The following is a 25,537-nucleotide window of genomic DNA, read 5'->3' as shown; positions in this document are numbered from 1 at the left end:
AGACCCCCTTTTTTTCTATAACATTAGTAATTTTTATGACTATAACGCTGGTACACAACTTTTGGTGATGAGATCTAACGATTTAAACTCTCTATATATTTTTCTGTTTCATCAGCTATTCGCTTAAATTCAATATCATGAATATAGTGTGAACAATCTAATTTGATTAATGTGCCATCCTTATACTTACTAATGAAATCCTTTTGAAATTCATTCCACTCATCTTCATTCCAACCTGTCCCTTGACCGTTTGAAGAGAACAAAAGTATAGGCACATTTGGGATTCCAGCCGCTCCTACCTTTTCGGCATTTTCCTTAATATGCTTAATTTCATTCACCATATTTTTAGTTACCGTTCTACGATAAAAAATCACTTTATACAATTCTTTTTCCTCATCTGTCAAAGTTCCATATTTGATCGCATCACTTTCAGAAAGGCCAGGAATCCATCTAGTAAAACCAATATTAGTGGCAAAGGCACTTAAATGAACTAGAGGCATATTTATATCATAATCTTTATATGCAGCAGGAACAGCCATATCCAATCCTATAATCGCCTTAACTTCATTCGGGTATACTTGAGCCCAATACAATGCTTCAATACCAGACATAGAATGAGGAGCTAAAATATATGGTCCTTCAACACCTGATTTTAATAGAGCTTTTCTTGTTTCTTGTAAAATAGTATCAATATTAGGCTCAGAATCTGTAATGTCACTAAAGCCATAACCTGCCTTTTCAACAACAGCGATTTTATATTTATCGCTTAACAATGAATATAATGATTTAAAATCTAAAACAGGTGAGCTTGTTCCTCCTCCAGACATAAATACAAGCGTTTCTTCTCCATTTCCTTCTACGTACACATGCATCTGATGACCATTCACTTCTACCATTTTCCCTGTTGGCGTAAATAATTTATCTTCCTTAGATAATTTTATTTGATGAATAATATAACTAGCTGTAATGAGCACCAAAAATATTGCAACGGTAATTGAAAAAAGTATCATGATTCGTTTAAACACTATCTTTCAACCATCCCTCTCAGGATTTTTACTAGAGTTCCAAAATATAATCGATAAACTGTAGCTTTTTGCCATTCATCTTGAACTCATCATCACTTGTAGACACTTGTTTAAAACCATTCTTTTCAAGAACCCTTTGAGATGCAATATTATTTGTTGTTGTTTTTGCTTTAATCTTTTTTACACTGATTTCTGTTTCTAATAATAGCTTTAGGGCTCTAGCCCCTATTCCTTTGCCTCCATATTCTTGACCCACTCTATAACCGACTTCCGCTATATCATTCGTTGTATCTATATCTACTAAATTAATTCTTCCAATAATCTTGTCTAAGTTATCTCTTATTAAATAGAATTTTGATTTATTTTCTTGTTGTTCTGTCAAAAGCTCTTTATGTCTTATTTTAAACGTTTCAAAATTATAATAATCTTCTCCACGACTAGGTACCATTTGTTCAAAAAATAGTCTATTATTCTTTTCAAACTCAAATAATTCTTCTGCGTCACGTTCTTGTAAGCTATTAATTGATATTTCCAAGCTAACTCATCCCCTCGTCCGTTAACTCCAAATCCAAATTTGTAAGAAAAAAGAAAACAAACTCTTTACGATATCATACCTAAGAGTTTGTTTTTAATCCACTGGAATCTCGACATAAGAATATATAAACTTCTTTTCTGGCGCATATACAAAATCGATACGTAAAACTTCTACAAGTAAAGAGAAAAATCACCCCTCTAAATCTTTCAATCGTCTCCGAATAGTAGCTTCTGAAACTCGAAGTATTCGTGCAATTTCTCGATTACTTTTGCCAGCATCTTTTAAATGCAGCAACTTCGATTTGTTTATGGTCACTTTAGGCCGTCCGTTTGAATTTCCTCCTCGCCATTCCTTATTTTCCTTTTTACTTTTCCAAAATTTAATCTGCATTTTTCTCACCTTCTCATGCGTATAACTCTAAAGATTCTTTGTAAAAAAACGAATGCAGATCTATCTACTCTCTTGATTGTTTAGGAAAAATATAAAAATAAAAAACGAAACCAATGATAATTGCGGGTGGTAAAGCAATTCCTATATTTTGTACAAATGCACTTGCAAGTAGTTTTAAAATCTCAATAATATCTTTAGATAAAATGTTTTGATACTGTTCTGCACCTGTCAAACCTTTGATCATTAAGGTTACAGCAAAAATAATGATATAACTAATTAAGCTATAATTAATACTTAACTTTATTTTCTCTATTTCATTCCCCTCCTAAATTTATGGTTATCATCACATATTGGAAATCCTATTTACAGGAATATTCGAAAGTAGAGGAAAATAGAACATTATATAAAAGTGCGACAAAACTCATTAAATAGATTTTTGTCGCACTTTTATTGGAAATTCATCTGAAATTACCATAAAACTCATATATTCTTCTTCGGATACTCAGTATGCAACAAACTATAGATCAACATATCTTTACATTCTCCAGTAACACTATGGCATTCAAATTGTCTTAAGCAGCCTTCTTCCTTAAAGTTGAATTTCGATAATAACTTCTTTGAAGCTATATTTTCTTCCGTGACAACTGCCTGTATTCTTACTAAGCCTAACTGATTAAATCCTATTGATAACACTTCTTTAACCGCTTCCGACATAATACCTCGATGCCAATATTCTTCAGATAATTCATAGCCCATTTCAGCTCGTTTGCCTACAAATTCACTTAAAAAAATAGTACCAATAATTTCATCGGTTTCTTTGTTAGCAATAGCAAAACGAATAATCCAACCTTCATCATAGCCTTTATTCCAAAAATTAATTACTTCATAACTTCTTTCTAAAGTTTCTGGTCCATTCCAATCAAGATAACGATATACATTTTCATTTGAATAATAATTGAATAACGTAGGAGCATCTTCCAACTTTATCTTTCTTAATTTAATGCGATCATTTTGTACTGACGGAAAAGATGTTCCTAATAATTTGGTAAAGTTCATTTTTTTCCTCCTATTTTTTTATGAATATCAAATTAAACTAAAGGTGAAAATTCAATAGAAGCTGATTAGATTATATCTGACCTATATTACATGAAAAAACCTCATTTATATTTCATAAAAGAAAATAAGCCAATGTAGTCTAAAACCACACTGACTTATTTTTTTCTTCTTCTTTTCTCTTTTAGTACAATTCTTTGAATACTTTTTGATGATAAATAGTATTTTTCAGCCAAATTAGCCGGATCCATTCCCGATAGATAATCGTTATAAATTTTAGAATTTCTTACATCCAATTCTTCTCTTATCGTAGTACCAGATCCCCAGTTCTTTTTATGTTCTGATCTTCGCGGTATATAAATATACTCACCATCAACATATTCTTGTATTAACTCTAGCAACTCAGCCGGTAAAATATGCTTTGCTTTTTTATAGCTCATATTGCACTCCTAAATGTAATTTTTCTTTTAGGAAGAGCAAAGGCTATTTTTGCTCTATCTTATATTGCAATAGCCTTTGCTATGCAAAAATCGTATACCTTCTCATAAAACAATCCCCCTTGCAGTTCTTATTTAAACCCATAATATACCATTTAACCCAAAGTATAAAGATATTTTATAGATTCCTATACGCTTTATTACTTATAAATAAAAGAAAAACTGATGAGACCCTGGAGCGATGCGGATGTTTTCTGTGCGAAAGCGTAGCGACAGCAACAAATGTTTTATCTGTGCGAAAGCGTAGCGACAGCAACAACAAGGCTGCTCATCGGACTCTCCTAGGAAGGCCCAGTCGGAACGGAGATCACCCCCTCATTTTGTTGAAGCACATACTCTTTGAGATGAATATAAAAGTTAGGTGACAAATTAGAAAAGGTGAACGATAAAAAAAGCAACCGACGAACTAAAAACCTACTAATATAATTATCAATGAGAAGCTCCATTTTTAAACAGCTTCTTTTTATACCTATGCGCTTTAACACGACTTACTGTTCATTCTCCAAAATAGGCATTTCCTATCCGTTAAAATCTCAAGAAATCAATCATAAAAAAAGGACTTTTATACCCTAACCCACAACATTCTAAGTAATAAGTCTCTTAATATATCATTGACATTCCTACTTCATTCCATAATACTATACTTAAAATTCGAGTTTTTGTAGGCATAAAGTTCCAACAAAATTCAAAGGAGGAAACAATTTGAAAAACAAAAGTATTAAGCGACGATTATTGTTTTTTACATTAAGTTTGCTGTTATTGTCATCTGTAATTAACTCCGTATTAGGTGTATGGATTGTTGGCAAAAATAGTAAGGAAGTTTTAATTGATAAAGCCAATGAACAGGTCTATGAAATCGCAAAGCAAGCTGAAACTATATTAAATTCTGAGAATGATCCCATCTCATCTTTACAAGATTTTGTGGAGTCAAAAGCACAACAAGACAATGTGACTTATGCTATTGTCATTGATACCAATGCAGAAGCAGTGGCGCATAGTGATAAAGGGAAATTAGGGAAAACGTATGAGGATGCATACACAATCGATGGTGCCAAGCACGGAAAAAAACAATTTATGAGATGGTATGCTGAAGTTCAAGGTATTTGGACATATGACATCATGGAACCTATATATAAAGACGGCAAGCTTTATGGCGTAATTGATATTGGGGTGCCTGAAAGCGGTATTCAATCTATTACAAACTCTGTACTTGGCTATCAGATTATTACAGGCATAGTGAGTTTCATCATTATAGGTGCTTTAATGTGGTGGATTATTGGCCGCATTGTTACTGCCATTAAGAATCTTGAAAATATCATTCATCAAACTACTAGCTTAGACTTTACCGAAAATCCAGAGTTAAACAAGCTATTACATCATCAAGATGAAATTGGTCTTATGGCAAAAGGCATCTCTGGCATGCAATCGGCATTAAAGAATGTTACCGTCAATATACATAAAACTAGCTCCGAGCTATCAGATTCCTCAAAGATTCTTATTCAAATAGCAGAGGATACGGTACGTACTACTGATGAAATTAGCTCAGCCATTAATGAAGTAGCAAAGGCTACAGAAGAGCAAGCTCATGATACAGAAAAAAGTGCTGAACAATTAAATCAACTATCTGGAAACATTGATCGTGTTATTGAGCATACAGAGAAGATCGCTTCTATGACAGAAGATATCGATCATTTAAGTAATCAAGGTGTAGAAACTGTCAACCAACTTTCTATTTGGTCAGAGAAAAATCGCGAATCTTCACAGCAGGTAAGTAACATCGTTCAAGAAGTAGATAAAACTTCATCTGATATATCAAGTATTGTCAATACAATTACAGACATCGCAACTCAAACTAATTTATTGGCTCTAAACGCTTCCATTGAGTCAGCTCGCGTTGGTGAAGCCGGTAAAGGTTTCGCGGTTGTTGCGGATGAAATTCGAAAATTATCGGAACAGACATCTAATGCTACTGAGGATATTAAGAATAAAATCTCTGCAATTCAGGCTATTTCTAAAAGTGCTGTGCAGGAAATCAGCACAAGCCTTAGTATTGTCGAACAAAATGCAAAAGCTACAAAGGATACTAGTGAGATCTTTAATACAATAAAGGTAGCTCTAGATCAAACGAGTGAAGTGGCACAAGAGGTGAAACATTTATCTCATGAGATGGATGAACGCAAGGAGCAAATTATTAGTGCCGTACAAAGTATATCTGCTTCTGCAGTAGAAACCTCTGCTGGAACAGAACAAGTTTCCGCTTCCGCAAATGAACAGCTTAAAAGCATCGAGACTGTCTCTGAAAAAGCTAAGGATCTAAATGCTATTGCTGATGCTTTAAGAGACGAAATGAAAAAATTCACTATTTAATGTAAAAAAGCTGATTCAATTTGAACTGCCCCGTAAAAGTTAGACATCAATCTAACTTTTACGGGGGTTTTTTTATGGCAAAAGTAAATGCTGAACAACGTATTCAAGCAGTCCACCGATACTTAAATGGAATTGAACCTATGATTGAAATCGCGAAAGATATCGGAGTGTCAGATCAGGTTGTAAGTGAATGGGTTCGCCGTTATCAAAAAAATGGTGGTGAGACTTTCTTAAAGTCCTATACAAAATATTCAGCTGACTATAAAATGGATGTACTTAATTATATGAACGAGACAGGTACATCTTCGACTGACACAGCTGCACTATTTAATATTTCATCTCCTGGCATGATTCGGAATTGGAAGATAAAGTTTGAGGTTGGTGGTTATGATGCCCTTGTTTCTAAGAAAAAGGGGCGTCCATCCATGAAAAAAGAAACAAAAAGAACAACGAAATCAGCACCAACTGAAGGATCTGTTGAGGCATTAGAAGCACGTATTAAACAATTAGAAATGGAGAATGCGTACTTAAAAAAGTTGAATACTTTAGTTCAAATGCAAGAAAAATTACCAATCAAATCAAAGCGCAAGTAATTTATGAACTAAAGGAAATCTATGAAGTGGTGGAATTAATCAAAGTCGCTGATATTCCACGCAGTACGTATTATTACTGGGAAAAGCGTTTGAATCGCACTGATAAATACGCTGATGTGAAAGTCGCAATTCAGTCCATTTATCATGAACATAAGGGACGTTATGGTTATCGTCGGATTGCCAAAGAACTAAAAAAATATGGCTTTCATCATGATCCTAAAACGATTAACTGTTTGATGAATGCCATTGGCATAAAGTGTGAAGTCCGCATGAGGAAATACCGTTCGTATAAAGGAAACGTCGGAAAAATTGCCCCAAACATATTACAACGCGATTTTACAGCGAAAAGAATGAACGAGAAATGGGTAACTGACGTGATAGAGTTCCATCTATTTGGTGAGAAACGCTATTTATCACCTGTCCTTGATTTATGCAATGGCGAAATCATTGCATACACGGTAATGAATCGTCCGGTGTATAATCTAATCCATAATATGTTAGAACAAGCTTTGGAGCGCCTTCAATCAGATGATCAAGTCATTCTTCATTCGGATCAAGGTTGGCATTATCAAATGAAAAAGTATCAACAAACATTAAAACAATATGGGATTACGCAGAGTATGTCCCGTAAGGGCAATTGTTTGGATAACGCAGTCATTGAAAATTTCTTTGGCTTATTAAAATCTGAACTCCTGTATCTACAAGAATTTGAATCTATGGCACATTTTGAACAGGAACTCAAAGACTATATTCACTATTACAATCACAAACGAATGAAGGAAAAATTAAAAGACCTAAGCCCGGTGGAGTACCGAACTCAGGTCTTAGAAGTTGCTTAACTAAATATGTCTAACTTTTTTGGGTCAGATCAATTAGAATCAGCTTTTTATCTTTAAATCAATTTACTTTCTTTCAATAAATCATAGATAATTGTGTCTTTCGTTTTATGAATACCAAATTTACCTATTTGTTTTAAGATAAATGGAGCATCTACATCTGTTAATTTCTTACCATCAAGTAAACGAGCAGTTGAAGATAATAAAGTACGAATGTCAAAAGTAGATGCAAATACTTCTGGAACGCCTCGATCAATATCTAATAATTGATAAACTGCTTCCATCGCCGTTCTTACTGAGTATTCAGTTGTGAATACTGTGTCTCTTTCTGTTTCACTAAAGTTCCCAATGAAGGCTAAGTTAGCAGATCCATTAGGGACAACTAAAGGACGATCTCCCATTGCTCTAGGCATGAAGTAAGATGTTATATAAGGCATGTAACATGGAATTGTATTACAAGAATTTTGTGCTATATCCGGTATTTCGTCTACAGGTACACCCATATGGTACAACCATTCTTGTGCTATCTCAATTCCAGAACATTCAGTGATACTCTTTTTAATAAAATCACCTGGTTTATTAGAAAGTAAACCATAAATCCAAACTACTAATTGGTCTTTTGGTTGATTTTTAAAATGAGGTTGTCTGTTCAACGTATAGCTTAGCATCCAATTAGAATCTGTAGCAGTTACAATACCACCTGTAACTACCTTGCCTGCATATGGATCTCTTTTACTAATCTTTTCAATATACGGAGCAACTCGGTCATCCAATGTAGTAAGTGTCGCTGAAACGAACCAACTTTCTTCCGGAAGATTATCGCAGAATTTTTCTGGTTTACCAAACTCAGAATCTTGGGAAGCGATGTTTTTCCAAAGTGACCAGCTTCCTCCTAAATCAGTACTTACAGGAGCTGGCGTATTATTGTCACCATAAGTTGTACTCTCCGTAATACTTCCATTTGTAACAAACACTAATTCATTTTCTGTTAGCTCAATATTCTTTTTCACACCATTTTGTTTTAACACTAAAGTATGTGCTACTTTTTTATCGCCTACTTTATCAACTAAAACATTCTCTACAACAGTATTAAATTGGAAATCAACATTATGACTTTCTAAATATTTAATCATAGGAAGTACTAAAGATTCGTACTGATTATATTTTGTAAATTTCAAAGCAGATAAATCAGGTAGACCCCCAACATGATGAATAAAACGCATAATATAACGACGCATTTCCATTGCAGAATGCCATTTTTCAAAAGCAAACATCGTAGACCAATATAGCCAGAAGTTCGATTCAAAGAACTCTTCAGAGAAAACATCTGTAATTTTTACATCCTCTAATTTCTCTTCAGGAGTAAAGAATAATTTAATCATTTCTTCAGATGCTTTATCAGATAATGTAAACTTCCCATCATCCTCAAGTCTTTGCCCTCTATTTTCAATCAATCTACATTTTGAATAGTTAGGATCCTCTTTATTTAGCCAATAAAATTCGTCTAAAACAGAAGCATTTTCTATTTCTAAAGATGGGATTGAACGGAATAGATCCCATAGGCATTCAAAATGATCTTCCATTTCTCGACCACCGCGAATAATAAAACCTCTTGTCGGATTTAAAATACCATCAAGGCTACCCCCTGAGATATCTAGTTCTTCGAGAATATGAATATTCTCTCCCTTCATTTGACCATCACGAATTAAAAAGCATGCGGCTGAAAGCGAAGCTAGCCCCGAACCAACAAGGTACGCTGATTTCTCATCAACACCCACTGGTTTTTTAGGACGTGCAAAAGCCTCATAATTACCATTACTGTAATACATAATACCGCCTCCATAAACTATTATCGTGATATAGCATACCATTATTTTGCATGTTAATGGTAAAATGAGAGAGAAATTAACAAATAATTCAATTTTGAAGTTAAACTCTAAATAAACTATACCCTATTATTTGACATAACAATTCATTGCATTTTTATAAATTGTTCATCAATATACTTATATCAAAAGGATTATGCAATACCTGAAAATTAGATTGCCCTTGAGCTGATAACCTTTAAAGCACTTGGATTATTGTATAATTTCCTTCTATAAGATTAACCACAAAGCTGTTAAAGTACACAACTGATCGAGGGCAGTCTTGCATAATTATTATATCAAGAAAACAAAAAGAGTGATTTATCTGTAAAACTTTACAAGCATACTTGTCTTTTATTCCTCCTAAAAATACAATAACCATCTACCTTTTTTTGATAGATGGTTATCAATGCGTTGGAATGATGGAAGAAGTTAAGTTCTCCTGTGCTTATCGATTTACATATGCAGGTCATTTTCCAGACTTAAGTGGAATACGAAGCTCTTCGTTTGGCTTATTGGTTGAAAAACTATAAATGTAAATATCTAGCTCTTTCTTGTCGAAATTTTCATACACGTCCATAGATTTATTACTTCCAGCATCACCAAACGCGCCCATCAGGGTAGGCTCCGGATCCCCTAAGTTCTGTTCTTTGCCGTCCAGATAATAAGTTCGTTCGACTCCACCAAACGTCGGGTCTGAGCTCAAGGATTCCACATAGAGGTTATTGTCCTTCAAATAATAAGCCCATGAGATTGGATACCCTGCAATGCTAGACGTAGTGGTTTGTTGTTTTTCTGATATGTCAGTCAAATGAATTGGATTGTCGTTCTCGTCTCCGTAAAAACTATCGATACGGTGCTTCGCGACGAGGGTTACAGGCTTATTAGCCAGAGAAGCTGCATCCAATCCTTTCATTTCAAAGCGTAGCTCTTGTTCTTTAGGATCTGTACCTGTCATAAAATACCCATCTAACAGAATTCCACCCACATCCAGTTGATAATCCCCAAAAGGAATACGGTTGAATTCTTCTTGAGTAAATTTCAAACGAACTTGGGTCGGTGTAACCTTCATTTCGTGGATTTTCGTTCCGCCAGGCACATTGTCCATAGGGATATCTAGCACTTGCTTAAATGACCCATTTTCCAACTGTTTTTTGGAAAGATTCATATTTATGCTCCAAGTACTTTCTTTTGTTTCTAATATGTGATCATAAGAAAGTTGGAATTTAGTTCCTTCTTCACGTAGGGTGTCAGACTTGAATATTTGAGCCTCATTTGCTCCCCCGTCTCGGAATGAAGGTGGCCCTTCCGCTTTTTTAACTGAGTTATCCGCGTCATTGATTGCCTCAAAATATATCCATCTTTTCTGCATTTCAGGATCCGTAAGCGTAACGTTTGATTTTAGGAGAGTTCTACCTTCAGCTTGTTCAAAAGACTGCAAGGTCACACTGTCCATCCCATCCTTTTGAATTGGGAACACTTGCGTAGTAGAGTCATTAGGATTATAGCTGATGGACTGCTTCTTATTGCTGATCAATTGAATATTCTCCATTATAAACTTAACATCAGTCTTCTGCCCTTCGGCAACCCAGTCCGTCTCAAAATATCCCTGGAATTCACCAAGCTCCTCATTCCACTTACCCCCATAATTCCCTTCAATAAAGTTGCCCTTCGAGTCTTTTAGTCCGATAACTTCAAAATCTATATCCTTTACATCCTGAGATGTTCCAGGTTTCATACTATACAGCAGGAAAGTTCTGTTCTCATCTACAAAAGCCGTATGTACGGTTAACGTAACACCATCCTTTGTAACGGATTGCTCAATCGTTTGACCTAAGCCCTGCTCTAATGCGGACTGAATACCTTCCCTATGCGAAAGCATGCTGGACCAATCATAATTCAGAGCTGCGTAAACTGGTGTAGCCATCAAAGCTACAGATAGCCCTGCAACCAATGCAAAACGCTTTCGCTTTCGAGGACGGAGCTCAACGGGTTCACCACCAGCGACCTTTAGTTCGTCCTGCTGGATACTGCTCCACATCTGATCAAAGTCAGGGTAATCAACATTATTTGATTCCTTCATTTGGTTTTTAACCTTATTTTCAATGCGTTCCATATTGGTTCTCTCCCTTCAGCCATAAGTTGTTATTGTGTTCAAGTTTTCTGCGCATGATTTTCAATGCCTTATGGTGTCTCGACTTCACTGTACCCACAGGAATCTTCAGGGTTTCAGCGATCTCTACCATGGACAGCTCACCGATATAACGGAGGGTAACAACAGCCATCAATTTGTCTGGCAGCTGCTTCAGCAGTTCCTCCCATTCTTCCTCAGCCGCTTTTTCTACTACAATGGTGTCTATGGATTTAATTGATGATGTGGCCTGCTCATGAAGCCATTGAACCTGACCCTGTTTATCACGCTGAGTCTGATTTCGCTTTAGCAAGTTTAAACAATGGTTCATTGCGATGCGCATGATCCAGGCACGCGTATGCTCAACGCTTTGCCAATCCTGACGAAAAACGGTGATAAATACGTCATGGCAGAGATCTTCCGCATCTTGTGCGTTCCGTAACATGTAATAACATGTGCGGTATACATCCTTGTTATAAGAATCGAATAATTCTCGTTCTGTCACTCCAAGGCACTCCTTTCTATGCGTTATACTTTATAAACAAATGACTATTGGAAAAGGTTCATCTTTTTTGGTAAATCCATTCTTTTTTTACATAGAATTATTTTTGCAAACTTTGTTATTCACAACCACAATGGAAGAGAAAGCTTCTATTCATAAAGAAACCACGCATTTTGAAACATTGGTCAATATGCGTGGCTCAAATTTTATCGATATTTAATTTTAAGATCAGATGTTAACACCTAAATATATGTATTTTTTCTGACTCGAATATTTTTATCTATATTTAAAAATACTAATGTAATAGTCTTCTTCTGGAAAGTCCCCGATGTATTCCAGTCCATTTCTTGAATAAAATTCTTTTAACTTTTCATTTCCAGCCCAACAGTCTAAATATAGTGTTTTCCTTAATCCTTTTACAAAAGAACAAGCAAATTGTGTTATTGAGGAACCAAAATTCCTTCCTTGAAATTCAGGTAATATAGCAATCTGATATAAATATTTACTTTTTAATTCTACTGGGAACTCATTGATATTATCTATTTCATTTATACAAAAGGTTCCTATTATTTTTTTATCTACTAATAAAACGTAACAGAAATTATTCTTTATTTGATTTGCGATTTTATTGTGATCCCAAGGGTAATCCCATTGGTGTATCCCTTTTTGTTGTAAATCCAAAGTAACGGTATTTAAAATATACAGCAATTGCTGTAAGTCATCTAATTTAGCTAATCTTATCTTCATATACTTACCTCCTCCTTTAATATCACCTTTAAACCACATGTGTTTGATAATCCTTGTTCTAAATGGGGTGTAATAAGTCATTTACACTCATAATAAAAGCAGATGGCAATGTAGAGGTCCTTTATAGAACTTCTAAACCATCCGCTTTTGTAGGCAAACACTTTTTTATCATTAGAAAGATGGAGATAAGTTAGTTCCTCTTCCTAAGTCCCTAATTCTATACTTCGCCTTTTTTACGTGCCGCCATTTCATCTTTCATTTCTTCATTTAATCCTTCAATTGACTTTTGACGTCGCTTATTTTTTTCTTTAATCATTTCACTTTGCATAGGGTCTGCAAATTCCAAACTAATTTCCGCTTCATGAAGTTTTTCTTCAGTGTTCTTAACGATATCACGAATTCGTTCAACGTTATTGGATCTATCATCCGGTTTCGAGTGTCTTGAATTAGCCAAGGTAACCTCCTAAAATTTTGACGTTAAAATTAGTTTGTATTTTTTTTATGTTTATATGTACACTAATTTTTACTAAGAAGAGCGCATTTACCCTTTTACCCACGTCAAGTGCAGGAGAATGGCTTACAGCGTGTTCGCCATATTGAGTGGTCTTATTTCCTGAATGAAACATCGTTTGAAAATATACATACACCACCACTCGATTTTATACTAAATATGATAATATTCCCAATTTTACATCTGCCCGAAAAACCACAAATACTTGGCCATTTTATATGTATATCAATCCTGATACTGTTTCTAAAAAAGAAAAGCCTTGTAGAGAATCTCCACAAGGCTTTTTCTAATTGAACAGTTTACATTACAAACTTATTAGTTTGAAACAGAACCGTCTTTAACTTTATTGTTATTCGCATCTACTAAGTTAGTTGATTTGAATTCAACTACAATGCTATCTGTTGTAGCAAAGTCATCTTTAGTTGTCACAGTAAGTTTACCACCAGTAACAGTAGCAGTAGTAGGTTTTACAGTTGAACCAGCAATCTTAACTGTTAAACCTGTTACAGTAGCTTGGTCAGCAATACTTTCAGAGAAGTCTACTGTAAATGTTTTGCTATCTTTTACAGTTACTTTAGAAGCTACAGGTGCAACATTTTCTTTAAGTGTTACTGTAGTTGTAGCTTTACCATTTTTAAGTGTGTTCCCTTTAGTATCTACAACATTTTTAGCTTCAAGTACATAAGGACCATTAGCAATGATAGAGCCTTCTGGTAAAGTGAATCTTACTTTCTTAGTACCATCTACAAATTGAAGTTGAGTTCCAGCTGGAAGTTCTTTTCCTCCAAGTGTGTAGTTAGCAGCTGTTGTTGCTGATGCAGTCACATCTGCAGCGTATTCAACAGTAAATACATTGTTATCTGTTACCACAACTGGTGTTGCTCCAAATACTAATGAATCTGTAGAAGTTTCAGGTTTAGATTCGAAAGTTCCAGTTGTAACATTGAATGTAATTGTTTCTGCAGTCACGTTGCCAGCCATATCTTTAACTGCTTTAGCAGATAATTCAAATGTATATGTTGAATTGCTATCTAAATCAATGTCAACTTTCACTGTGTTTTTCTCAGCACCCTCAATTTTACCGTTACCATCCACGTCGAAACCAGCTTCAGCTTTTACCGCTGTTGTTTTCCCAGCAGTGTAAGCAATACCATTTTGAGTTTTAAGCGTTAATTTTCCATCTACTGTTACAGGTTCACTGAAAGTAAGGTATAAAGCATCTACGTCTTTAGTAGAATTCACATCATCAGCTACTAACATTTTAGAAGAAACTGTTACAAGTGTAGCAGGAGTTAAATCCTTAGATAGAGTAGCATTGAACTCAAATGCATCTCCCTCGTTACCAGCTAAATCTTTGTACCCTTTAACTACTTTAATGTCTGCATTAATAAATGAATTTGTACCTAATGCATCTTTTGCATCAATAGTGAATACTGTTTTATCATCAGCATCTTTAATCTCTTTATCTGTTAAGAAGAAAGTAGTTGCTCCAACAGTTACTTTTGCATACGCTTCAGTTCCATCAATGTTTTGTTTCTTTAATTCTTCTGAGAAATCAAAAGTGATTTCTGTACCGTTCACTGCTGTAGAAACAGTTGGATTTGAACTATCAACGTCTGCTTTAGCAACTGTGAAGTTAACAGCAATAGGGTTTGCGATATTGTTAGCGAAATCAATAGCGCCAACAATGTCCACTTTATAAGTCTGTTCAGCAGTTAAGCCTTTGATTTTTAATGTTTTACCAGATAATTCATAGCGATCTTTAGAAAGCTCAGTACCATTTAAACTTACTGTTCCTGCGCTTTGTACAGGCTCATCGAAAGTGATTACTGCTTCAGTACCTTTTGCTTCAACAGAATTAACGCTTACAGGAGTTGTGTCTGCAAATGTTAGCAATTTGTTAAACTCTTCAGTTAGAACTTTAGCATCTGCTTTCGTTTTGATTGGTTTTACAGTAACTTTATCATTAGTTAATTTTAACTCTTTATCAGTTGTTAAAATAACAGTCATACCGTCTTCAGATACTGTTGCTTTCGTGATAGCTACACCTGTGATAGCATAGTTTGTTGTCAATTCAGCGTCTTTTTTATCAACAGCTGTGTTGAACTTTACTTCAAGTTCCTTCGCATTAAGCCCTTTTACAGATGCTACAGCTGGTGTTACATTTGTAACTGCATCAATTGTACGTTTTACCATAGTGGCAAATTCTTCACGGCTAATTTTATCTTGTGGTGCTAATAATGAACCTTTACCGTTGATTACTCCGTTTTCAACAGCTGTTTCTAAGTAAGATACAGCCCATTTAGAAGCTTTAGAAGCATCTGAGAAATTGCTAAGATCTGCTTTACCTGTTAATTGGTAACCTTGCACGATAACTTTAGCAGCTTGTTCTCTTGTTAATTGAGCTTTAGGTTCAAATTTACCATTGCCCATACCGTCAAATAATTCTGGTGAAGTTGCAAGCACTGCGTTATAGAACCAGTCATTTTCATTTACATCAGAAAAATCTTCTGTTCCTGTAGGTTTTAAATCCAATGCTTTTGATAAAATTTCAGCAGCTTCTGCACGAGTAAGAGTACCAGCTGGGTTGAAGTTTCCTTTTTCATCGCCTTGGATGAAACCTTTGTCAGTTAAAAATTGTACGGCTTCTTTTGCCCAAGATGAAATGCTATCTGCATCTTTAAATTCAGCAGCTGATGCTACTGGTACGATTGCTGATGCTACTAGAGCTGCTGTAGCTGTAGCTGCGAAAAATTTACGACCTTTGTTTTGCTTTGTCATTATTTTATTCCTCCAGAACTTTAGTAAAATTAAATTATTCTGCGAAAACAATATTATCGCTCTATTAATTTTTAAAATATGTATAATAAGTTTTCGAAAACAATATATTTATTACAAAAAAATTATATGTAAAGCCATCTTCCAAACTTACCAGGTCTATATTTCCCAATCAAATTTTGCTTTACAATACAATGATATTACTATACTTCCAATAAATAAATGCTAAAAATAAGGTAATGTTAACATACCATTGGTTAGTCAGGTAATTTATCCCTAATATATTGGTGTATACCATACACACTATCCATAAAATAGAAAATAAATTTATGTAGAAGGTGAGACTGAATATTAATTAACGAAAGATTTAAAAATATCACAGCAAGGGGTGAATAGATGGAAACGAAACATGTTGAAGCGATTATATTAAACGATGAATTAGCAAAGTTAATTACTTTAGCTAAAAGTGGAGGGTCATTTGGAGTTTGGAAATTAAGTATGATTAAAAATATCTTATGAACTATATTATTTATCGAAAAAAAGGATGACTTTTTAAAATCAATATATTTCTCACTTCGACAGATTGCGACAAAAAGATCCATTTCAGTCTGATATATTATTCTAGAAATCTATTATTCGAGGATATAGATAATTCGAGAATAGAGAATGGAGAATAGGACATGGAAACACACGCTTACAAATATCCTAGACAAAAGATTAATGGGATTTGGCTAATAATTGCTGGCATTGCAATGTTCTTACTGTTAATTAAATATAATGGTTATCCAAATATTTGGCCCTTTACCATCGCTTATGTACTAGGTATGATTTGGCAATTAAACCCTAAAACCCGGGAGAAATTAGCAGTCGGTCCTGGTACAATGGAACAAAAAAAGTGGTCTAATTTTTCAATTTTTTTATTAGCCATTTTAGTTTTTGTCAGTTTTCAATTTTTTGCCGATGATTACAGAACTTGCTGGCTATTAATTATTTTAGCTGTCGGCGTTCATTTCTTACCTTTTATTCCGGTACATGGGAAATTAATGCTTTTTCTATCAATCAGTTTAATAATCAATGCATTCATAGGATTAATTATTACTAACGTAAGTCTAGATGTCTTTTTTGTAATAGATGGCCTAATAAAGATTTTATTTGGTAGTATTTTCATTAAGTTAAGTCCTACTAATTTTTAGAATATGAGAATTCTGCTTTGCAGTGATCCTCACAACAAATAAAAGAATCCATTTTGAAAAAAGATCAAAATGGATTCTTTTCTAATGTTTATGTAATCTTTCCTACATTTAAGCCCAGTTGACCCTTTCTATTTGGCCTTGATTGTGGCACCGGGGTTGAACTTAACACGTGCGTATACAAAAAATACTCCCTTAGATAAACAGATTTTATTTTTTAATCTGTCTCCTAATAGGGAGCATATCAATCTCTTCATAGCCTATTTTTATAGTAATTACTTTTATTGTTCACTAGTTTGTGTGGATGGCTTTAATAACAACCAAACAATTACTAAAGTTGCTAGTGCTAATATAAAAGTACTCATATATATGGAATGTACACTTGAAGCTAATGCCTCTTGTGATTTGGTTACTACGTTTGCTGTAGTTCCTTCATGTCCACCAGAAGTTACAAGATCAAGGTTTTTAATACCGTGTGCATGGATCATAGTGTTGAAAATCGCCCCGAAAACTGCAGCACCTAATGTTTGACTAAACGTATTGATAAATGTGTTTAAGCCAATTGCTGTCCCACGCGTATGAGTTGGAACAGCTGATTGAATTGTTACCATGTAAATAGGTACAATAAGCCCCATTCCTAAGCCGAATAATCCGACTGCAACATAAATAAGGAATGCTGGAGATTCTGTTGACAACGAAAATAGTGAAAAGGTAGCAATTGATAGAACGCTTGCTCCAAGTAGAATGATTTGTTTCGTTTTTAAGTTACCAACTAACTTACCAGAAAAAATAGTGCCAAATGTCCACATAACAGGAAGTGGCATTAAAATGAGTCCGGCGTCTGTCGCATTTTTCCCTAGTACACCTTGGCTCCAAATTGGAAGATACATTGTAATACTAATAATCATTGCACCAGAAATAAGAGTTAGTATGTTTATAATAGATAATGTACGGTTAGAGAAAAGCGCTAGCGGAATTAATGGTTCCGGAGATTTTTTCTCAATAAATAAGAAAATAATGAATGAAACAGCTGCAAAGATTAAGAGGCTAATAATTGTAATGTCCCCCCAGTTTTGCTTACTGCTACCTGTTAATAACGCGTATAGTAGAGCGATTGTACTTAATGAAAATACTGTTGCACCAAGATAGTCGATATGATGCTTAGCAGGCTTCGTAGATTCTTTATAATAAATTACGATCATCAAGCAAGCGATAATTCCAAATGGAACGTTTAAGAAGAAGATGTAGCGCCAAGAAAGAGAATCAACTAAAAATCCTCCAACTAATGGTCCGATTACACCAGAGACGCCCCAAACAGCACTAATCCAACCCTGTGCTTTTGCACGGTCTTTCACTTCGCTATATAAGTCACCAATGATTGTCATTGTTATTGGCATAATAGCGCCAGCACCTAGACCTTGAAGGGCACGAAAGACGATGAGCTGTTCCATCGATGTCACAACACCGCAAAGTGCAGAGCCGATTAAGAATATTGTAGCTCCGATAAGTAAAACTTTTTTACGACCGAATAAATCAGCCAGTTTCCCGTATATTGGCGTCGAAACAGCTGTAGCAAGCATATAAATTGCATATACCCAACTAACAAGTTCTACACCTGACAAATCACTCGTTATACGGGGGATTGCTGTACTAATAATTGTTCCTTCTACAGCAGAAAGAAATGTCATTAACATTAATGATAAAATAATTTTATTTCTCATATTTTTCCCCTTTACTTCAATACATATCAATTATGCCTCGGCATAATTGCGTCCCGGAATCGGCTTTGTGCTTAGGCCTGCAAATGTTTTTTGTACGAAAGCGTAGTACTAACGCAGTGGCAGCAACAAATGTTTTTTGTGCGAAAGCGAAGCGACAGCAACAACGTGTCTTTGTCTGTGCGAAAGCGAAGCGACAGCAAAAGGATTTTATCTGCGCGAAAGCAAAGCGACAGCGGCAACACAGCACCGATGCAGGTCAGTTAGCCGTTATCGCATGGATGCGATGATTTTAGGCTACCATCCTTTAAGAACTCCTTTCCGATCCCATGACATCCGCCGGAAAGACTTGTAACTGCCGTTTCACTTACTTACTTCCTTCCTAAAAAGCCAATACTTAGAAATATATCACAAAGGATGTTGGTTTAGATAAAAAGTTTGATTATTAACTACTCTAAATATCAATACCACCTCCTAATTTATGACTTTTAGAAAAGCAAAAATAACCTCTTAAGGGCAAGACCCAAAGAGGTTAAATAAATTTGTTGTCTTTTTTATTGAGTGTCTTCGTCACCTTTGTACTCTAAAATATCGCCTGGCTGACAATCCAAAGTCTTACATATCGCTTCTAATGTTGAAAAACGAACCGCTTTTGCTTTCCCATTTTTCAGAATAGAAAGATTCGCCATAGTAATTCCAACCCTTTCCGAAAGCTCCGTTACGCTCATTTTTCGTTTTGCTAACATCACATCAATATTAATAATAATTGCCATATCATCCACCTCAGACCGTCAAATCATTTTCTGATTTTATATTAATCGCTTCTTGTAGAAGCCGTTGGAGAATAGCAGCGAAAACGGCGATAATCAACGAAGCAAAAATGATGATGAATCCCATTATTCCAATAGGAGGATCAACTTTTTTCGCTATAAAATGGAAGAGTGGCAAACCTAATACATACAAACCACTGATTATAATCGCACAGCACTTTATGTTCTTTAACGCCTTTACAGATAATTCCGAGAACGCTTTGTTCTCGTCAATGTACCGTAAAAGATTAAAAGCCTGATAGAGAGCAAAGTAAAAAGGCGCAGCCGATCCATACATCACGATGAAAATGAGATATTTCATTGGGGCAATATTTGGATACAAATTTGATGCGAAATTCGCCATATTGGGTACTAAAAATATACATAAAGCAAGAACTGCAATTCCAGCCAGAAAAATAATTACCTTTAAGAAAGTTGTTGAACCTCGTTTAACATTCATATTAAGCACCTCACTTATTTAATAACATAATAAACTTAACACATCATTTATCGTTTTGCGATAAATACGTATTGTTTTTAATTATATTATTATTGTTATTTATATATCCTTTTGATTTTGACATTCATTAAAATATTCGCAATAAAAAACTCGACCCACGGGTAATGGATCGAGTTATAAATTTGTTTTTATTTATTCGACTTTCATTTATATAGTTGAATTTCAGTACTCGACTTTGTTATCATTCGACACACATGTTGGTTGACAATAAAGTTGTTTAATTCCGAACCCAAAAACATCATAACGCCGTCTATGAATTTAGACAGCGTTAAAATAAAGTTGTTTAATTTTTGCTTGTATATAATGTGATCTATTAAAGAAGTGACAATAAAGTTATTTAATTTTAAAACATTCTATTTTTTCCTCATTACTATGACGACTTCTAATAAGAATGGTATTTGTTCTTTTTGTTGACTACTAGGTTTTATTTTTCTTGCTTTTCTTATTTCTTCAACTTCAAACTCATGGGTTTCAGCGATTGTAGATATAATTTTATCCACTTCAATCTCTACTCCATAATAAGCAGAGTTTGCAACGTTCAAATATACTTTCCCATTTGACTTCATTTTTCTCTTTAATTTACTAAAAAGAATATCCATATCTAAAAAATAGCCTTTAATCATTTCTAATAAATTTTTATTCCAAAATTTATCCTTATGAGGTTCTAGTTTTTCAATGGCATCTGATAATTCTTTTATACTCAAAAGTGGCATATTTCCCCACGCAACCTGTACATGTGATTTAAAAGTTTTCCTTCTCAAATCTCTTAACTCATTATAATCGTTAATCAAATCTAACATCCATAATTCAATCATATAGGTATCTGTATAATCTCTAGAATTTAAATATGGTGGAGATGTTATTACTAAATCAACTGCTCCATCTTCTAATAATGATATTTTTTCCTTACAATCTCCTAAATGGCAAAAGTTATGATTACTAAAAAGCTTACCTTCTGCTCTTTTGTATTTATTAATTTCTTTTATATCAGGGAGAATCACATTTTCTATCTTTTCAACAAATAATTCATGAACATTCCCCCTCTGAATTTCGTTAATTTTTTTCCAACCTTTTTTATAAGATAAGCACTTTCCATTTCTATATACATTACTTATTTCTAGTAGTAAAGAAGCTAAAGATATTTTAAACAATTGTCTATACTTATTATCATTTACTCCATCTATAGCAAATTTTATATCTAGTAACCCTCGCATCGTTTCTAAATTAAAAATCCATTTATCCAAACTATCTCTCTGCATCATACTTTTATAGATTGGAGGTGGATAAACTGTTTCAATTTCTGGTACTACATCTTCCAATGCTCTTTCAATAGAATTTAAGTGTTTTTTTAAACTTCTAACAGTATAATCAGTACGCAACTTACTCCTTGCTAAGGAAAACATAAAAGGATTAACTTCAAATGAAGAGCATTTTATATTATTTTTTTGGAGCTCAAGAGCTGTAGTGCCACTTCCTGAAAAGGGCTCTAAACAATGCTGCGGTATATAATCCAGTTCTGACAAAATACTATTAATGAATTCTTTTGAGTATCCTTCTACAAAAGGATACCAACCATGTATATATGTTTTTTTATTTTTATTAAATTGCATGATTCTATCATATTTATCAAAGCAATCAGTGTACTTAAATTCTCTCAATAAAAACACCTTCTTCAGGAAAAATAGACCTTGTATTTATTTTAATACAAGGTTTTTATTTTGAATCGTAAACTTGGTATCCTATATAAGTATATACCACTTTTCATTTTTCCGGAAGTACCTTTTAAGAAGGGTGAACATTAGACAAATTAAGTGGGGGCATTATATCAAACAACTCCATGTATTCTTTTAGATTATCATCTACGTTGGAGAAACCTTGGAAATCTATTTCCTTTTTCTCCTCTCTTGCATCGAAAATAACCAAATAACCCGCTCTTACATTAGCGCCCATTACTTCAACCAATTCCTCAATATATTCTAATGTTTGTTTGACACCCTCTCTTGCTCTAGCATCAGCATAATTCACACTAATCTTATCTCTTTCTTGATTAATTGACTTACCTAACCACTTTATTTCGAAAAAGTAGGATTCACCTTCTGCCTCAGTATAAATATCGAGTTCTCTCTTAGTTGCCTCTAATTCCATTTCAATTCTAAAAGTATGTCTAATTCTTTCTGCAAGAAAATTTCTAAGATGATCCCTCATAAATTTTTCCGGTTTATTAACTAAAGTGTTATTACCGAACCCCAATTTATCAATAGTACCTTTATCTACAAAAAATCTACTATATTCAAATTGTTTTCTTAAGCAGTGATTTTGATAACTTCTTAACACATCCTTAATGCTTGAAATATCTCCTTTCTCATAAAATCTTTCAACATCCTCATTACTATAAAAGAAGTTTAAGTCCGTAACACTTTCACCTTTAACAAAAGCATCCACTCCAACTGGTCCAAAGAAAAATACACAATAACCTTCTTCTGATTTACTTTTTAAATATCCTTTAGCTTCCTGTGTATCCTTAAAAAAATGATTTTCAGAAAGTAAAACTTCGAAGTTTTCATTCACTTCGAGAAAATTGGATGTATGTAATGTATTCTGAATTACTGTATCTAAATTAGATTTTATTTTTTTAAAATCTAATTTATCTAGACAAGATTCTTTAATATAAATTGTAAACAGATTCTTTTTATTAACTCTATTCATCCAATATTTCTCCAAATAATTAGAGCTTAATATTTTAAATTTCGGATGATTTATAACTGTAGATTTTGCTTGCCTTAATATATGTCCTGCATTTTCTATTATTTTATTTACTATGTCTGGATCATTAAAGTTCATGGTCTAATTCACCTCTAAGTATTTTAGAAAAAATATAGTCAAAATAGTATTCTAAATACTTTTTATCGTCTAATTCATTTGCTGATTCTCCTAATGCTCTCTCAAAAGTCTCTTTCAATTTAACTAAGTTTGAATATGTTTTATTACCTTTTTCTATATTAATTTCTTTAATTGAGTTAGTTTGCAGATTTTCTTGATATTCGGGATCCCTTACTACAAAATCATAAATTTTTTCTTCCCCATAAATGGCCAAAATATATATTACAACTTCGAACCAGTTGTATTTTTCTTTGTATTTAGGCAAATCATCTATTTTATTTGAGGTTTCTTTACCTAAAGAAAGTTGTTTGCCATTTTCCACTAAATATTCATTAACTAATAAGTTTGTTAATGAGATTTTTATATCTTCTGTAAATGGACCCCTTAAAGATGTCACAAAATCATAGTCCTCTGAAAATGGATTTTCTTTACTAGGATACTTGAAAGAATAAAGTACCGAAGATATATATATAATTCTATAAACTGAAATTTCTTTCAAACTTTCCCAACCAACTTCATTACATATTCTAAAAACAGAAAGAATATCACCATTAATTCTTAGAATTTTTTCTCTTTTTTTCATTAATATCCTCCTCAATTTTTAAAGAAAGTTGTATTAGTTTATTATTTCCTTTTTGAATAATTGAAGGATTTCCAAGCGTTAATAAATTTATTGAATCAATTACAGTTGCATTTTCTATAATTTTTTCTAAAAACTCGCTATTATTCAAATTCGAAGTAATTATTAAAGCATTTGGATTATTTAAATACTGAAGAAATATATTAGCTGCATTCTCTTCATATGAAATATCTAAACTACTATCCGGTGTCTCGCATATAAAAAAAGAAGGTTTTGTATAGAAATAGCTCAATAAACTCATTCTAAAAGAATGATCAATAAAAAATCTTTGTGACTCCGAAAGCTCTTCTGAATCTAATCGTACCGTATCATTAATAACTGGTATATACATTTTTACGCTTGAGTCTATTAGATTATCAAATGTAAGATAACTTTTCATTTCAAGAAAACTATTAGCGAATTCTGAGAATATACCTGATAATTCTTTTGTAATTGATATTAAATTACCTTCAATCTCTGCCAAGATAGCATTCGCCTTTTCGGAATTTTCTTTACTTAATTTTAAATATTTATTTTTTTCATTTTCTAATTCTTCGATTTCATTTAACATAGCGTTATATGTAACAAAATCATCTTGGCTATTTGTGTTTCCCACTATATTATGTTCTAGATCTCTAATCTTTATTTTATTATCAAATAATTTATGTTTTATTTCTCTATATTCATTATCTAAATTTTCTAGATTACTCTCGTCTTTATATATTAGAATTTCATATTGTTGTATTTCGTTTAATATAGTATCATTTCTTTTTTTAATTTCTTTCAATTCCTCAGGCTCTTGCTCTTTAACTTTTATTGTTTGTTCACATAAAAAACACGCAGAATCTTTGGATAAAATTCTCTTTACTTCTCTTTCCTCTATTTCTTGATTACACATCGGACAACTATGCATCGATCTTATATTTTCAATATATAAATCATATTTTGGATTTAGATTTTCCCATACCTCTTTATAAATATTTGCCTCAGTTTCTTGAATTTTATTTTCAATTTCTTGTAATTGATTATGCGCTTTTGTTTTCTTTGCCCTAAGTACTTTTAACCTATTCTCCAATTCATTTCTTTCTAATTGAGTATTATTTAATATTGTATTCAACTTTTCATTCTTTATTCTAATTTCATTTAGTGCCTTTAAAGCATTTATTTCTTCATTATTAGAATCAGAATCTTTTATTTTCTTCAGAACCTTACTTATCGCCCTTATATCCTCAGATTTATGTCTTGAAATACTATCGTTATACTTTTCTTGTCGTCTGTATTCCTGATATAAATTATCTAATTCTGGATTATTAAAATACTTACTTGAAAGAATTGATTGAACTTCCGGATCCCAGAGAATAGTTTTTCTATCTTCGCCAAAGAATAAAATGTTATTTACAAAGAAGATTAAGTCATTGAAACTATTTAAATTTGAATTAGCTTTAACTAGTTCTTCAAATTTATATTGTAAATATCCCCCTTTTTCAGCTTCATCCAACTTTTCATATTTGTCTTGTTTTATTATTTCTCCTTCCAATTTATACGTTTTATTACCCTCTGAAACAATTACCTCTTTTAAAATTATTTCATCCAATCCTCTTATTGTAGTGAATGTTGTTTCATTAACTGTAAATGTTAATATTACTTCTGCTTTTGTTATTTTATTTTTCATCCGATTTTTAAAATAACTCATCGGATGAGAGGTTCTACTTAAGCGTTTTTCGCCTCTGTAGGTTCTTACACTCAATTCCTTCTTATATAAACCAATAATTCCATATTTAACAAGATTTAGAAACGTTGTTTTCCCTACTCCATTTCCTCCGATAATTAAATTAACTCCATTAACAAAGTTATATTCGATATCTTGATTATATAAAGAAAAGTTTTTTACCTGTATTTTCTTTAAGCTAGGTAAATAAATACTATTCATAAGAAAGCCTCCTTTTCAAACTCCTTTGTAATCTCTCATGT

The 25,537-nt window shown here is 33.3% G+C and carries 24 protein-coding genes; 5 read left to right on the top strand and 19 right to left on the bottom strand.

Going from position 1 to position 25,537, the window contains the following annotated elements; all coding sequences use genetic code 11:
• Positions 1 to 74: 74 nt before the first annotated feature.
• The 6 genes from ACZ11_RS01425 to ACZ11_RS01400 all read right to left on the bottom strand — a co-directional run bounded on the left by ACZ11_RS01425 (position 75) and on the right by ACZ11_RS01400 (position 3,443).
• On the bottom strand, positions 75 to 1,025 hold the full coding sequence (locus ACZ11_RS01425; protein ID WP_236690757.1) for an alpha/beta hydrolase: 951 nt from the start codon (positions 1,023 to 1,025) through the stop codon (positions 75 to 77).
• 31 nt (positions 1,026 to 1,056) lie between these two features.
• Positions 1,057 to 1,560, bottom strand: coding sequence for a GNAT family N-acetyltransferase (locus tag ACZ11_RS01420; protein WP_049662979.1), 504 nt, complete (start codon positions 1,558 to 1,560; stop codon positions 1,057 to 1,059).
• Positions 1,561 to 1,749: 189 nt separating this feature from the next.
• Positions 1,750 to 1,950 carry a helix-turn-helix domain-containing protein gene (locus ACZ11_RS01415; RefSeq protein WP_049662978.1) on the bottom strand — a complete coding sequence of 67 codons (201 nt, stop codon included), beginning with the start codon at positions 1,948 to 1,950 and terminating at the stop codon, positions 1,750 to 1,752.
• Between the two features lie 64 nt (positions 1,951 to 2,014).
• Positions 2,015 to 2,194 (bottom strand): hypothetical protein, encoded by a 180-nt coding sequence (locus ACZ11_RS01410; RefSeq protein WP_049662976.1) that lies wholly within the window; start codon positions 2,192 to 2,194, stop codon positions 2,015 to 2,017.
• 236 nt (positions 2,195 to 2,430) lie between these two features.
• A complete protein-coding gene (locus ACZ11_RS01405) occupies positions 2,431 to 3,006 on the bottom strand; it encodes a GNAT family N-acetyltransferase (RefSeq protein ID WP_049662975.1) in 576 nt (191 codons plus the stop codon).
• Positions 3,007 to 3,161: 155 nt separating this feature from the next.
• Positions 3,162 to 3,443 (bottom strand): CD3324 family protein, encoded by a 282-nt coding sequence (locus ACZ11_RS01400; protein WP_049662974.1) that lies wholly within the window; start codon positions 3,441 to 3,443, stop codon positions 3,162 to 3,164.
• A gap of 759 nt (positions 3,444 to 4,202) precedes the next feature.
• Here ACZ11_RS01400 and ACZ11_RS01395 point away from each other — a divergent pair.
• Both ACZ11_RS01395 and ACZ11_RS24815 read left to right on the top strand, forming a co-directional pair.
• Entirely contained in the window at positions 4,203 to 5,867 is a 1,665-nt protein-coding gene (locus ACZ11_RS01395) for a methyl-accepting chemotaxis protein (protein WP_049662972.1), read from the top strand.
• Positions 5,868 to 5,941: 74 nt separating this feature from the next.
• Positions 5,942 to 7,299 (top strand): IS3 family transposase gene (locus ACZ11_RS24815; protein ID WP_134008290.1). Its coding sequence is split into 2 segments (ribosomal slippage): positions 5,942 to 6,395 and positions 6,395 to 7,299, totalling 1,359 coding nucleotides; the frame shifts between segments, so codons are not numbered across the junction.
• Positions 7,300 to 7,352: 53 nt separating this feature from the next.
• Here the strand turns inward: ACZ11_RS24815 and ACZ11_RS01380 are convergent.
• The 6 genes from ACZ11_RS01380 to ACZ11_RS01350 form a co-directional block, all read right to left on the bottom strand.
• Complete coding sequence (locus ACZ11_RS01380) at positions 7,353 to 9,125, bottom strand: oleate hydratase (protein WP_049662968.1); 1,773 nt, start codon at positions 9,123 to 9,125, stop codon at positions 7,353 to 7,355.
• A gap of 505 nt (positions 9,126 to 9,630) precedes the next feature.
• Positions 9,631 to 11,277 carry a DUF4179 domain-containing protein gene (locus ACZ11_RS01375; protein ID WP_049662965.1) on the bottom strand — a complete coding sequence of 549 codons (1,647 nt, stop codon included), beginning with the start codon at positions 11,275 to 11,277 and terminating at the stop codon, positions 9,631 to 9,633.
• Positions 11,264 to 11,797 carry an RNA polymerase sigma factor gene (locus ACZ11_RS01370; RefSeq protein WP_049662963.1) on the bottom strand — a complete coding sequence of 178 codons (534 nt, stop codon included), beginning with the start codon at positions 11,795 to 11,797 and terminating at the stop codon, positions 11,264 to 11,266. Before ACZ11_RS01370 ends, ACZ11_RS01375 begins: the two co-directional genes overlap by 14 nt.
• Positions 11,798 to 12,070: 273 nt before the next feature.
• On the bottom strand, positions 12,071 to 12,541 hold the full coding sequence (locus tag ACZ11_RS01365; protein ID WP_049662962.1) for a GNAT family N-acetyltransferase: 471 nt from the start codon (positions 12,539 to 12,541) through the stop codon (positions 12,071 to 12,073).
• A 217-nt stretch (positions 12,542 to 12,758) separates the two neighbouring features.
• Positions 12,759 to 12,995 carry a small acid-soluble spore protein Tlp gene (locus tag ACZ11_RS01360; RefSeq protein WP_049662960.1) on the bottom strand — a complete coding sequence of 79 codons (237 nt, stop codon included), beginning with the start codon at positions 12,993 to 12,995 and terminating at the stop codon, positions 12,759 to 12,761.
• 372 nt (positions 12,996 to 13,367) lie between these two features.
• Positions 13,368 to 15,833, bottom strand: a complete 2,466-nt coding sequence (locus ACZ11_RS01350; protein ID WP_049662956.1) for an S-layer homology domain-containing protein — start codon at positions 15,831 to 15,833, stop codon at positions 13,368 to 13,370.
• Between the two features lie 393 nt (positions 15,834 to 16,226).
• Between ACZ11_RS01350 and ACZ11_RS27160 the strand changes: the two genes are divergently transcribed.
• On the top strand, positions 16,227 to 16,349 hold the full coding sequence (locus tag ACZ11_RS27160) for a hypothetical protein (RefSeq protein ID WP_269079304.1): 123 nt from the start codon (positions 16,227 to 16,229) through the stop codon (positions 16,347 to 16,349).
• A 161-nt stretch (positions 16,350 to 16,510) separates the two neighbouring features.
• A complete protein-coding gene (locus ACZ11_RS01345) occupies positions 16,511 to 17,023 on the top strand; it encodes a DUF6609 family protein (protein WP_049662955.1) in 513 nt (170 codons plus the stop codon).
• Between the two features lie 278 nt (positions 17,024 to 17,301).
• Here ACZ11_RS01345 and ACZ11_RS01340 read toward each other — a convergent pair whose 3' ends face one another.
• A complete protein-coding gene (locus ACZ11_RS01340; RefSeq protein ID WP_049662953.1) occupies positions 17,302 to 18,741 on the bottom strand; it encodes an MDR family MFS transporter in 1,440 nt (479 codons plus the stop codon).
• Positions 18,742 to 18,824: 83 nt separating this feature from the next.
• Between ACZ11_RS01340 and ACZ11_RS01335 the strand changes: the two genes are divergently transcribed.
• Positions 18,825 to 19,028: a hypothetical protein gene (locus ACZ11_RS01335; protein ID WP_134008287.1), complete on the top strand. Its 204-nt coding sequence runs from the start codon at positions 18,825 to 18,827 to the stop codon at positions 19,026 to 19,028.
• Positions 19,029 to 19,292: 264 nt separating this feature from the next.
• On the opposite strand, the gene ACZ11_RS01330 is transcribed toward ACZ11_RS01335, so the two are convergent.
• From ACZ11_RS01330 to ACZ11_RS01305, 6 genes are all read right to left on the bottom strand, one after another.
• Positions 19,293 to 19,511, bottom strand: coding sequence for a helix-turn-helix domain-containing protein (locus tag ACZ11_RS01330; protein WP_049662949.1), 219 nt, complete (start codon positions 19,509 to 19,511; stop codon positions 19,293 to 19,295).
• A gap of 10 nt (positions 19,512 to 19,521) precedes the next feature.
• Positions 19,522 to 20,007, bottom strand: coding sequence for a DUF2975 domain-containing protein (locus tag ACZ11_RS01325; protein WP_049662946.1), 486 nt, complete (start codon positions 20,005 to 20,007; stop codon positions 19,522 to 19,524).
• A gap of 413 nt (positions 20,008 to 20,420) precedes the next feature.
• Positions 20,421 to 21,725, bottom strand: coding sequence for a DNA modification methylase (locus ACZ11_RS01320; protein ID WP_049662945.1), 1,305 nt, complete (start codon positions 21,723 to 21,725; stop codon positions 20,421 to 20,423).
• 124 nt (positions 21,726 to 21,849) lie between these two features.
• Complete coding sequence (locus tag ACZ11_RS01315; RefSeq protein ID WP_049662943.1) at positions 21,850 to 22,908, bottom strand: hypothetical protein; 1,059 nt, start codon at positions 22,906 to 22,908, stop codon at positions 21,850 to 21,852.
• Positions 22,898 to 23,530 carry a hypothetical protein gene (locus tag ACZ11_RS01310; protein WP_049662942.1) on the bottom strand — a complete coding sequence of 211 codons (633 nt, stop codon included), beginning with the start codon at positions 23,528 to 23,530 and terminating at the stop codon, positions 22,898 to 22,900. Before ACZ11_RS01310 ends, ACZ11_RS01315 begins: the two co-directional genes overlap by 11 nt.
• Positions 23,499 to 25,496, bottom strand: coding sequence for a coiled-coil domain-containing protein (locus ACZ11_RS01305; protein ID WP_049662939.1), 1,998 nt, complete (start codon positions 25,494 to 25,496; stop codon positions 23,499 to 23,501). The genes ACZ11_RS01310 and ACZ11_RS01305 overlap by 32 nt, the downstream gene beginning before the upstream one ends.
• Between the last annotated feature and the right edge of the window lie 41 nt (positions 25,497 to 25,537).

Origin of the sequence: Lysinibacillus xylanilyticus (genome assembly GCF_001183605.1) — a bacterium.
Lineage (GTDB): Bacteria > Bacillota > Bacilli > Bacillales_A > Planococcaceae > Lysinibacillus > Lysinibacillus xylanilyticus.
The sequence above is the reverse complement of the archived record's forward strand: the minus strand, read 5'-3'. Positions and strand labels throughout refer to the sequence as shown.